The 11570-nt window shown below is 40.4% G+C and carries 13 protein-coding genes; 8 read left to right on the top strand and 5 right to left on the bottom strand.

Going from position 1 to position 11570, the window contains the following annotated elements; all coding sequences use genetic code 11:
* Positions 1-68 precede the first annotated feature (68 nt).
* The 6 genes from L6773_RS06240 to tkt all read left to right on the top strand — a co-directional run bounded on the left by L6773_RS06240 (position 69) and on the right by tkt (position 6418).
* Positions 69-869: a ParA family protein gene (locus tag L6773_RS06240; RefSeq protein ID WP_237853006.1), complete on the top strand. Its 801-nt coding sequence runs from the start codon at positions 69-71 to the stop codon at positions 867-869.
* A gap of 6 nt (positions 870-875) precedes the next feature.
* Complete coding sequence (locus L6773_RS06235) at positions 876-1793, top strand: ParB/RepB/Spo0J family partition protein (RefSeq protein WP_237853005.1); 918 nt, start codon at positions 876-878, stop codon at positions 1791-1793.
* Positions 1780-2418, top strand: coding sequence for a DUF5683 domain-containing protein (locus tag L6773_RS06230; RefSeq protein ID WP_237853004.1), 639 nt, complete (start codon positions 1780-1782; stop codon positions 2416-2418). The genes L6773_RS06235 and L6773_RS06230 overlap by 14 nt, the downstream gene beginning before the upstream one ends.
* 5 nt (positions 2419-2423) lie before the next feature.
* Positions 2424-3131, top strand: coding sequence for an LOG family protein (locus L6773_RS06225; protein WP_237853003.1), 708 nt, complete (start codon positions 2424-2426; stop codon positions 3129-3131).
* Positions 3132-3249: 118 nt separating this feature from the next.
* On the top strand, positions 3250-4281 hold the full coding sequence (locus L6773_RS06220) for a tetratricopeptide repeat protein (protein ID WP_237853002.1): 1032 nt from the start codon (positions 3250-3252) through the stop codon (positions 4279-4281).
* A 133-nt stretch (positions 4282-4414) separates the two neighbouring features.
* The gene (tkt, locus tag L6773_RS06215; RefSeq protein ID WP_237853001.1) at positions 4415-6418 is read left to right on the top strand and encodes a transketolase; all 2004 of its coding nucleotides are present in this window, start codon (positions 4415-4417) and stop codon (positions 6416-6418) included.
* Here tkt and L6773_RS06210 read toward each other — a convergent pair.
* The 3 genes from L6773_RS06210 to L6773_RS06200 all read right to left on the bottom strand — a co-directional run bounded on the left by L6773_RS06210 (position 6407) and on the right by L6773_RS06200 (position 9259).
* Complete coding sequence (locus L6773_RS06210; RefSeq protein ID WP_237853000.1) at positions 6407-7567, bottom strand: PP2C family protein-serine/threonine phosphatase; 1161 nt, start codon at positions 7565-7567, stop codon at positions 6407-6409. The two genes, tkt and L6773_RS06210, sit on opposite strands and share 12 nt — an antisense overlap.
* A gap of 107 nt (positions 7568-7674) precedes the next feature.
* On the bottom strand, positions 7675-8112 hold the full coding sequence (locus L6773_RS06205; RefSeq protein ID WP_237852999.1) for a PaaI family thioesterase: 438 nt from the start codon (positions 8110-8112) through the stop codon (positions 7675-7677).
* Positions 8090-9259, bottom strand: a complete 1170-nt coding sequence (locus L6773_RS06200; protein WP_237852998.1) for a 3-hydroxyacyl-CoA dehydrogenase NAD-binding domain-containing protein — start codon at positions 9257-9259, stop codon at positions 8090-8092. Before L6773_RS06200 ends, L6773_RS06205 begins: the two co-directional genes overlap by 23 nt.
* Positions 9260-9380: 121 nt before the next feature.
* On the opposite strand from L6773_RS06200, the gene L6773_RS06195 reads away from it, so the two are divergent.
* Together L6773_RS06195 and L6773_RS06190 are read left to right on the top strand one after the other, a co-directional pair.
* Positions 9381-9617, top strand: coding sequence for a FitA-like ribbon-helix-helix domain-containing protein (locus tag L6773_RS06195; RefSeq protein ID WP_237852997.1), 237 nt, complete (start codon positions 9381-9383; stop codon positions 9615-9617).
* Positions 9614-10024, top strand: coding sequence for a type II toxin-antitoxin system VapC family toxin (locus L6773_RS06190; RefSeq protein WP_237852996.1), 411 nt, complete (start codon positions 9614-9616; stop codon positions 10022-10024). Before L6773_RS06195 ends, L6773_RS06190 begins: the two co-directional genes overlap by 4 nt.
* A 9-nt stretch (positions 10025-10033) precedes the next feature.
* Here L6773_RS06190 and L6773_RS06185 read toward each other — a convergent pair whose 3' ends face one another.
* Positions 10034-10819 carry an enoyl-CoA hydratase-related protein gene (locus L6773_RS06185; protein ID WP_237852995.1) on the bottom strand — a complete coding sequence of 262 codons (786 nt, stop codon included), beginning with the start codon at positions 10817-10819 and terminating at the stop codon, positions 10034-10036.
* 182 nt (positions 10820-11001) lie between these two features.
* Positions 11002-11514, bottom strand: coding sequence for a 1,2-phenylacetyl-CoA epoxidase subunit PaaD (paaD, locus tag L6773_RS06180; protein WP_237852994.1), 513 nt, complete (start codon positions 11512-11514; stop codon positions 11002-11004).
* Positions 11515-11570: the final 56 nt, after the last annotated feature.

The following is an 11570-nucleotide window of genomic DNA, read 5'->3' as shown; positions in this document are numbered from 1 at the left end:
TCTTTTGGTTAGGTATAGGGTGAGGCTTATATTGATACCCAATAGAATAAATTAACCCCTGAGACAGAATGGGAAAAATCATTTCAATTGCCAACCAGAAAGGCGGGGTTGGTAAAACAACTTCAGCGATCAATCTTGCTGCAAGCCTTGCTGTTATTGAGCATCCTACTCTGATTATTGATACCGATCCCCAGAGTAACACCACAAGTGGATTGGGCATTGAACCAAAAAATGTGTCCAACTCAGTGTATGAGGTGATGGTGGGCGGAATTGATGTGGAAGATGCTATTCGTGAAACAGAACTTCCTTACCTGGACCTTGTTCCATCTCACATCAACCTTGTAGGTGCCGAAATTGAGATGGTAGACAGAAATGAAAGAGAGCGTATACTCTTAAAAGCTGTTGAAGATATTCGGGACAAATACGACTTTATTATATTTGATTGCCCACCTTCACTTGGATTGTTGACAATAAATGCGCTTACAGCATCGGATTCAGTCATGATTCCCGTTCAATGCGAGTACTTTGCATTGGAGGGGTTGGGTCAGCTTCTAAATACAATTAAGATCGTAAGGCAACACTTAAACAGAGAGCTTGAAATTGAAGGTGTTCTATTGACGATGTACGATACCCGTACGCGCCTCTCAAACCAGGTCGCAGAGGAAGTTAAACGATATTTCGACGACAGAGTATTTTCTACAATTATAGCCAGAAATATTCGCCTAGCTGAGGCACCGAGTTTCGGTAAACCGGCAATTCTATATGATGCTTCCAGTACAGGGGCAAAGAACTATCTATCATTGGCACGGGAAATAATCCATAACAATAAAAAGTTATTTAAGTCGAGTCCGGTGTTATCAAAATCGTAAGGAGTTATGTCTAAAAAAGTATTAGGTAGAGGTCTTGGAGCTTTTTTCCCCGATTATGAAGATGACTCCGGCGATCAAGAAAGCTCTCAAAAAACGAAGACCGCCGTACCTATTGAGCCGGCAGAGCGTGTAAATATAGTACTGGAAATTCCGGTTGATAATATTCGACCGAATCCCCATCAGCCCAGGAGTGATTTTAACGAGGAAGCTTTAGAACAGTTAGCAACCTCTATAAAAAAGCACGGGCTCATCCAGCCAATAACCGTACGGCATATTGGTGAAAAAAGATTTGAGTTAATTAGCGGCGAACGTCGATTACGGGCAACAAAGATTGCAGGTCTTGAAAATATATCTGCTTATATTCGCGAAGCCAACGACGAGCAAATCATCGCCTTTGCTTTGATTGAAAATATTCAGCGAGAGGAGCTGAATCCCCTCGAAATTTCTATGGGTTACCAACGCTTGATTGATGAGTGTGATTACACGCAAAGTGAAGTGGCTGAAAGGGTTGGGAAAAATCGTTCTACGGTAACAAATATGCTTAGGCTTTTACAGCTTCCGGCATTCATACAGGCAGCATTGCGTGATGAATCCATCACTACCGGACATGCCCGTACGTTGGTGAATGTTAAAAATGAAAAAGATCAGAAGAAGATTCTTGAAACAATTCAGAAGAAAGAACTATCTGTCCGGCAGACGGAAGAGCTTGTAAAATCGTACGATAAAAAGAAGGAGCAAAAATCATCGAAGAGTGCAGTTAAAAAAAGAGATCCATTTTTGGATGATGTTTCAAAAAGACTGCGAAATCAGTTCAGCACCAAAGTGAACATCAAACAAAAAGGAAAAGGGGGAGAAATTCGAATTGAATACTACTCCGATGATGATTTAGAACGATTGATTCAACTTTTCGATGAAATGGGTTAGTCTTTTTCTCTCTTTAATATTTCTGTTAATTCTTACCGCTGATTCTGAAGCACAACAATCTCTCCTCCGGCAAGACTACACACTTCTTGAAAGCAGGCTTTATCAGAACTCAATTCAAGATATTGCACAGGCAGATACGACCGAAGAGTCCAATGAATTTCCTACACCTAAATCCGTTCTGTACAAATCATTAATCATACCTGGATGGGGCCAGGTTGTAAATGATCAAATATGGAAGGTGCCTATAATTTATGGTATGTTCACTGGCCTTGGAGTCTATACCTCATATGTAAATGGGCAGTACAAAGATTACAGGGCGGCCTACTACAATGCAATTCAGGGGCAGGACAGCGATCTGAAATTTGGTCCAACACCGGAACGGCTGGAGGGAGTCAATTCAAATCAGCTTCAGTCAAACAGAAACAATCTTCGTAATCGTCGTGACTTAATGTTTGTGATAATTGGGCTGGCTTACGGCTTAAATGCATTAGATGCCTATATTTATGCACATATGCGTAGTTTTGATGTATCTGATGACCTGAGTGCCAAAACAACTATTCAACCCACAATTTTAGCCGAGGGTAGTCCCGGGGTGAAGGTTAAATTTTCAATTTCTAAAAAATAAATTTTATGAAACCTAAAGTTTTCTCTAATGATGTAGATGCTGATCGATTTGAATCTGAAAGCAGTCGAAGTTTGTGGAGTATTTTTAAAATTATGGGGGAATTTGTTGATGGATATGAGACTCTTCTACGTGTTGGCCCCTGTATTTCAATATTTGGATCAGCAAGAGTAAAACCGGGTTCTAAGTATTATGAACTTGCTGTAAAAGCCGCCACAGCAATTTCTGAAAATGGATTTGGCATCATTACAGGTGGCGGACCCGGAATTATGGAGGCCGCCAACAAAGGTGCATTTAATCAAGATGGTAAATCTGTTGGCCTTGGTATCGATCTACCCAAAGAGCAGGGTGTAAATCGGTATGTGTCTCCGAACTACGTTATAAATTTTAAATATTTCTTTGTGCGGAAAGTGATGTTCGTTAAATATGCTCAGGGATTTATGGTAATGCCGGGTGGATTTGGAACACTCGATGAACTGTTTGAAACCATTACATTGATACAGACAGAGAAAATTATGAAAATTCCGATTGTTCTTATCGGAACGGAATACTGGCAGGGGTTGATTGACTGGATTAAAAAACAGTTATTAGAGAATGGTTATATCCATGAAAACGATCTGGAGTTATTTTATTTGACTGATGATGTAGATGATGCAGTACGACATATTTGTGATTTTTATAAAGATAAAGAGCCTGAACCCAATTTTTCTTATTAAGAAACTTTTTTTATTGAATGCAGTTTATATTTTAGAATTTAATTAATGATTTTGTTCAAATAATTTCGTTAAGTTTATCGCGTTTATTCGGAAGGAAACAAAACAAACTATATTTAGCATGAAATCTATAAAACTTATACTTACACAATGCCTGGCAGTTGTTATCATGTTGGGTTTCGCAGAACTTTCAAATGCCCAGGATGAGGCTAGGGGAGAAGCTATTCAGCTTTATAACCAGGCTCAGGAAGTTGCAGGGCAAAATGATTTTGATCAGGCGATTACTCTTTACAGAGACGCTCTTAGTGTCGCTCAAGAAAACGATTTAACAGATATTGTTACTCTTATTGAAGAACGACTCCCACGAATTTACGCCAGCCGTGCTTCTTCTGCGTACCAACAATTTCAAAGTGAACGTACGATTAGTTCAATAGATACGGCTATTGAATATTTCAGGGAATCACAGGAAGTGGCTGAAGAGTTTGGAAATGATCAGGTTATACAGCAGGCTGTTGGTGCAATTCCACAACTCTATTATGTTCGTTCGGTACTAAATTTCAGACAGGAAAATAACGAGCAAGCACTGGATGATTTGAACACTGCTCTTGACATGAACTCTAATTATGCCACTGCACAATATCAGAAAGCAGTTGTTATGAAGAGAATGGACCCCTCTAATGTAGAAGTATGGCTTGGACAATATGATGTGGCTATCGAAACTGCTCAGCAAACTAATAACACACAAATTCTGAACAATGCTCGAAATGGAGCAAGGGACGAATTAATTTTTAGGGCTGTAAACTTGTCTGAGCAAAAAGAGTTTAACAGAGCCATTGAACTCTTAAACATGGCACAGCAGTATGACGATACAGACTATCGAATTCCTTATCGATTGGCTGAAATTGCAAATAAACGTGCCAACTGGTCTAATGGAGAATCCTATGCAAGAGAAGCCCTGGATCTTCACACAGGTGGAGTTGCTGACAAAGCTAAAGTTTATTTCGAGCTGGGAACAGCTCTCAAAGGCCTTGGAGAAATTGAATCTGCGTGCTCAGCATATGAAAATGCAAGGTATGGAGACTTTACCGAACCAGCTAACCACGAACTACAATTTGTATTAAAATGTGAAGGGCATACTGCTTCAGGCAGATAGTGTTGAAATATAGTTTTAAAAGCCATCCTGGTTCGTGGGATGGCTTTTTTTTTGCAATTTATTTTTGCCTTGAGCTGAACTTACCTATCTTTTTGCCCGACATTATTTAACAAAAAATCTTTTTTACCAAAACATGTCTACAACCAACTCAATCGATCAAGCCTGTGTGAACACAATTCGTGGATTAGCGATGGATGCTGTCCAACAAGCAAATTCCGGACATCCCGGGATGCCAATGGGAATGGCTGATGTTGCATATGTGCTTTGGACCAAGTTTTTGAAGCACAACCCCAAAAATCCACAGTGGTTCGATCGTGATAGGTTCATTCTTTCAGCGGGACATGGTTCTATGCTCCTTTATTCATTGTTACACCTTACCGGGTATAATGTACCACTCGAAGAACTGATCAATTTTCGACAATTAGGAAGTATCACACCGGGACACCCGGAGTATGGTTTGACTCCCGGAGTTGAAACAACTACAGGACCTTTAGGACAGGGATTTGGTACGGGGGTTGGAATGGCAATTGCCGAAGAGTTTATGGCAGGTTCATTTAATAAAGATCAGTTCGAATTAGTAGATCACTACACGTATGCAATTGTCAGTGACGGTGATTTGATGGAAGGCATCTCGCATGAATCCGCTTCACTTGCTGGTCACCTGAAACTCAGCAAATTGATCTATCTGTATGATTCTAATAAAATTTCCATTGATGGTTCAACGGATCTTGCATTTACCGATAACACAAAACAACGGTTTGAGGCGTATGGCTGGGATGTTCAGGTAATTGACGGACATGACCATGAACAAATTGAGAGAGCAATTAAGAAAGCTCAATCAACAGACACTCCCTCACTCATTGAGTGTAAAAGTAAAATTGGCTTTGGCAGCCCAAACAAAGAGGGGACAGCAGCTTCACACGGGGCCCCATTGGGAGAAGATGAGATAAAAATTACAAAAGAGAAGTTAGGGTTAGATCCTAATAAAAAATTCCAGGTTTCTGATGCTGTTTACGAAAAAATGAAAGAAGCCGTTGAGGCAGGCTCCAAATTAGAGGAGAAATGGAATGAAAAACTGATTGAATTTAAAAAACAATATCCAGCAGTCGGAGCTTCTTTCAATAAATTCCTCAGCAGAGAGATGCCCGATAACTGGGATGAAGTTTTACCGGTATTTGAAGCTGACCCTAAAGGAATGGCTACTCGAAAATCTTCCGGTAAAGTGCTGAATGAGATCGGTAAATATCTTCATAATTTGATTGGAGGATCCGCTGATCTTGCCGGGAGTAATAAAACTGAATTAGAAGAAGAATCGGCATTCAGTGCAGAGAACAGGTTGGGACGAAATTTTCATTTTGGAGTTCGCGAACATGGAATGGCGGCTGCATTGAATGGATTGGCTCTTCACGGCGGCGTGATTCCTTACGGCGGTACCTTTTTGGTATTTTCTGATTATAACAAACCGTCCATTCGAATTGCGGCACTATCGGAAATCCCGTCGATTTTTGTGTTTACGCATGATAGTATCGGCCTCGGTGAAGATGGCCCTACTCACCAACCAATTGAGCATCTTGCAGCGCTAAGAGCCACCCCTAATGTACATGTATACAGACCGGCTGATGCGAATGAAACAGCAATTTGCTGGAAATCTGCTATTGAAAGAGAACACGGTCCCTCACTTTTAGTACTTACACGTCAATCTCTTCCTACACTTGACAGATCTGTATACGAAGATGTATCGGGGACTGAAAAGGGTGCATATATTCTCAAAAAGGAAAATTCAGATACTCCCGATTTGATATTAATGTCAACAGGCTCGGAAGTTCATCTTGCCCTGGAGGCAGCCGAAAAATTGGAAGACTCAGGTAAAGCAGTAAGAGTTGTGAGTATGCCCTGTATTGAGATTTTCAAAAAACAGTCTGACCAGTACCAAAATGAAATCCTGCCACCGTCTGTGAAAAAGCGAATCTCTATTGAAGCAGCGGCTACATTGGGCTGGTACCGATGGGTTGGCAGTGAGGGTATTGCCATGGGATTAGACCAATTTGGTACATCTGCGCCCTACGAAGAAGCCTATGAAGAGCTTGGGTTGACAGTAGATGCAATTATTGACAATGCTGAGAGCCTACTCGCTTAAATTTTTAGGTTTTTCATTTTTATGAATTGTCGTAAAGGTGATATCATCGATAGGTTTTTCATCGCCGATAAATAACTCAATAGAAGAGCGAATTTTTTGAGTGATGGTTTTTGCGTGAAGCGAACCATAGATCGACAAAATTCCATCTAACCTGTCTTCGCCATATTCTTCGTTTTGATTATTCCTGGCCTCCACGAGTCCGTCTGTGTACAAAAGCAAACTATCACCGGGCTCAAAAAGAAATTTCTTTTCTTGGAGTTTTTTGCCGAGTGCTTTTGTACTGGTCATACCGAGTGCAAACCCGTCTGTGTCTAATCTGAATGTTGCATCATGTTTCTTGCTGAAAACCAGTGGAATGTTATGACCGGCCCGGGCAAAATGGAAATGATTTTCATCGTGTGGAAAGTATGCGGCACAGGCCGTTACAAATGTCTTATCCCTTTTGTTGGATTTGACATAGTTATTGAGTTCCATAAATAACTCTTTGGGACTGGGTTCCATTTTTTTGATTAAAAGATGAACCAGTGCCTGGATTCGAACCATATATAGAGCTGCACTCATTCCTTTACCTGAAACATCGGCAATTAAAATATATGTCCCGTTTTCAGATTCTACGATATCTACATAATCTCCGCCAACTTCTTGTGCAGTAGCTGCAAAGGAGTACATTTCGAGTTGGTTGGATTTTACATTTGACGGGGGCAGCAGGCTGAGTTGAATTTCACGGGCAAAGTCGAGCTCTTTTTGCACATCAGATTTTTCAAGGAGTTCAATTAAAAGAATCAGCAACATTCCTGCGAAAGAAAGGGGCAAGAATAGGGGGTGGATGAGAAATCCTGATAATCCCACAAAAGAAAAAACATAGTGAGCTACAAAACTTACCACTGAAATACCGAAAACCAGTCTTCGAACAGGATTTAGGCGTTTAGTGAGGGATGAGAGAAGACTTAAAAACTTTTGTACAACAGGAATTCGCTGAGCCGGCACACCGGGATTCTGTTCTTGCAGCGCATCATGATAGAGCTGTTTAATTCGTTCGGAATCGGATTGAAACTCTTTTCCGAGCTGTTTGGAGTTCATTCCCGTTACATACTCTTCGTAAAAAGCTTTTGTGCTGTACGAAGACCTTGTTTCATTTTTTAAGCCCATCTGCTTCTGTAAAATGTGAATTTAGTATGGTTTTACGTTACCCAGAGTTAAAAGTTATCAAATAGCTGTCTGATACCCTACTCTTTTCATGGATAAAACAATCACTGCTAGAACTCCTCACTTTTGCGATAGACAGTACCTTTTACCAGGGCAACTAATTCATTATGCTGATTTGTAATCTCAACACGAATAACACCGGTTTTGAACCTCATCGATATTGTTTCGGCTTTTGCGGTAAGAGTGTCACCTAAGACAGCTTCTTTAGTAAATGAGATTGAATGATCTATCGCCACAGTCAAGCGGCCGAACGATGCAGAAGCGAAAGCGATGGCACTGTCTGCCAGCGAAAAGATAATCCCCCCGTGAACAATACTATAACCATTCAGCATTTGGTGCTTTAAAGTACACTGAAGAATACACGCCCCTTCTTGAACCTCAATTAATTCAATGCCTAACCACTGGCTAAAGGCATCATTTTCCAGCATATGGTTTACAATCTTCCCGGGTGAGGTATTAGAAGAATCATTCATAAAACTGTTCTCCATTTGCTACTTTCTGTTTAAGCAGGGGATTGGGACGATATCGATCCTCTCCATATTTGGCTTGAAGGAATTCCATTCTGTTTAAAACTACATTAAGACCAATTTCATCGGCCCATTCAAGGAGTCCTTTCGGGTAGTTAACACCGTTCTTCATTGCCAGGTCGATATCTTCAATCGTAGCTACATTCATAAAAACAGCATCAGCAGCTTCGTTGATAAGCATGGCTAATATGCGATTCAACAGATTTTGACCAACTTTTTTGTCCTTAGTTGGCTTTGGGTTTTTGGATGGATCTTGATAGTTGTAAAAACCAATTCCCGTCTTTTTACCATATTTGCCGGCTTCAACCAGACGTTTCTGTACAAAAGAGGGCTTGAACCGTGGATCGTAGTAAAACTCCTTAAAGATTGTCTCAGTAACCTCGTAATTTACATCGTTTCCAACGAGATCCATCAATTCAAACGGTCCCATTTTAAATTCTCCACACTCCTTCATTGCCCAGTCGATTGTTGCAATATCTGCGATACCTTCTTCATAAATACGCAGAGCTTCTCCATAAAAGGGACGCGCTACGCGATTGACAATAAACCCCGGAGTATCTTTAGCTGTAACCGTTTTCTTCTCCCAACTTTTGGTCAGTTTCTGAACTTTTTCAACGACCCGATTGGAAGTTGATATTCCTGGGATGATCTCCACAAGATTCATGACCGGAGCTGGATTGAAAAAATGAACTCCAAGAAATCTGCCGGGTTTGTTGAGGGCTGAAGATATGGATGCAATGGAAAGGGAAGAGGTATTGGTTGCCAAGATGCAAGAGCGTTTTACAATTCCCTCAAGCCTGGCAAATTGATCTTTTTTTGCCTGGAGGTTTTCAATAATTGCCTCAAAAACAATTTCGCAATCAGAGAAATTTTTCAGATGATCAACAAAGTGAATTCGATGGAGAATATCGTCCATCTTTTTTTGAGTCATCCGATCTTTTGTCACCTGCCGGTTTAAAATTTTCAAAAATTCCTGTTCAGCTTTTTTAAGCTGATCTTTATAAGCATCAAACAGGTATACTTCATGGCCATATGTGGCTGCAATCTGCGCAATTCCGGAGCCCATCGTCCCTGCGCCTACAACTCCTATGTTAGAATGATGATCCAAAACGTTTTCTTATTTTTTGATAAGATATTTCAAAATAAACAAACGGGAATCAAAACCAATATTGGAATTGTGGAAAACAATTGATATCATTATGATATCATAAAAAAAAATAACTTTAATCATGGCAGATGTATTAATTAGAAATATCGACAAGGATACACTAAACAAATTAAAAGAAAGGGCGAAGAAAAATAACAGGTCCTTACAGGAAGAGCTTAAGGAGTTGGTTGAGTTTCATGCCAAGCCCGATCTTGCTGAAACCAGAGAGAGGGTTAATGAGATTTTAGTAAAATACAAAGCATCTGGTAAGTCATTTCCAGACAGTGGTGATGAACTCTCAGAAGACAGAGAGCGATGAGTATACCTGTGATAGATGCTTGTGTAGCAATCAAGTGGTTTTTGCCTGAAAGAGGGCACGAAGTGGCAGTCGAAATTTTAAAAAATCACAATAATATGATTGCTCCAGATCTTTTCTTCATTGAAATGGATGCAATAATTACGAAGAAAGTACGACAACGATTAATTGATCTCGAAGATGCCAAAAAAATGCATGAAGAGACCCGAAATTTCCCTATTAAAATTATTCCCTATTCTACGATCTCTGAAATAGCATTTGATCTTTCGTCAGGATTGTCAATCACTCTCTACGATGCTTGCTATCTCGCCGTTGGAATTGAATTCGATCAAAAAATATTTACTTCGGATAAACGATTTTTTAACGGAATGAAAAACACCCCATTTGGGCATCATCTTGAGTATGTCTAAAAAACTTTTCTACGTTCCTTTGAAACTCGGTTTTCGTTTCTCCAAAAAAGCCTGCACACCCTCCTGGTAATCGTCTGATTTCCCGGCCTCACTCTGCAGATCTGCTTCCAGGGAAAGTTGTTGATCCAAATCATTTTCAAACGTTTGATTGATCGCATCTTTATAGAGTCCAAAAGCTTTCGTAGGCATTGACGATAATTTTTTAGTAATGGATTTAACTTCATCATCAAGTTGATTTGCTTTCACGGACTTATAAATCAAGCCAATCTCAACCGCTTTGTCAGCGCTGATTTTTTCATCCAATAGATAGAGTGCATTCGTGCGGGCGAATCCTATCAATCGAGGCAAAAAGAATGTTCCGCCGCTGTCTGGAATCAAACCAATTTTACTAAATGCCTGGATGAATACTGCCTCATTTGATGCTATTACAACATCACATGCAAATGCAATATTCGCTCCTGCTCCGGCAACGGTACCTTGAACGGCACATATCACCGGTTTTGGCATATGTCTAATCGCGCGGATGATTGGATTGTAACTTGTACGAACTGTATCTGAGAGTTCATAGCCATCTTCGTTCTCAGCCCGATCAACTACTTCAGGCAGATCTTGTCCCCCGCAAAACGCTTTGCCATTGGCTTTCAGTGCCACACACCGAATCTCTTCTGACTCGGCTTCCTTTAGCGCCTCTTGCAGCTGCAAAGCCATCGGTTCGGTAAAGCTGTTGTATTTCTCGGGCCGGTTGAGAGTGATGGTGAGGATTTGGTCTGAGGTTTCTGTTAATATTAAAGGCATACATTAAAGTGTTGAGTATTTAGCAGATGTAAGTATGACCGAAATAAGTACGCCGGAAAGCTTGTCCGGCAGTTGTTAGTCGCAGATTATTTGCTTTGAACAAAAAAAATCTCATCTCAAAAATTTAAAAATAACTGGATTGTTCATTTTAAAGTAACGGGCAGGCTACCCGTTGTACAGTATTAAATACATTTAAAATGTTCAAAGGGCTGGTCACAACTATGGCAATAATACTGTGCTTTACAGGCCGTGGAGCCAAATTCACTTTGCAGTTTTGTATCGGTGGAATCGCAATAGGGGCAAGGCACGGTTTTTTGTGAGTTTTTTAACCCAATAAGGTAATTATCGGAATCGACATCTGTTTTACCGGGAGGGGCGATGCCGTACTCTTTCAATTTTTGTTTTGCCTCGTTTGTCATCCAATCGGTTGTCCATGTTTCTTTATAATCGGTCAAAACTCTGAATGATTCGATCCCTTTTTCATTAAGTTTTTTTTGAATCTCCATTTCAATGGCATTCATCGCAGGGCAGCCGGAATATGTTGGGGTGATTTTAATGGTCACCATTTCAGATTCCATCTCAATACCACGCACAATGCCCATCTCCACGATATTTAACACGGGGATCTCCGGATCGAAGACTTCTTCAAGGCACGACCAGATCTTGGATTTTGATATGGGTTCAGTTTCGTTCATTCAGTTGTACGCCGGACAGCTTGTTCGGTAGTTGACAATCGTGATTTATTGTAAGA

Source organism: Rhodohalobacter sulfatireducens (assembly GCF_022012475.1).
Taxonomy (GTDB): Bacteria; Bacteroidota; Rhodothermia; order Balneolales; family Balneolaceae; genus Rhodohalobacter; species Rhodohalobacter sulfatireducens.
Note: the sequence above shows the minus strand (reverse complement) of the source record. Positions and strands in the feature narration are given on the sequence as shown.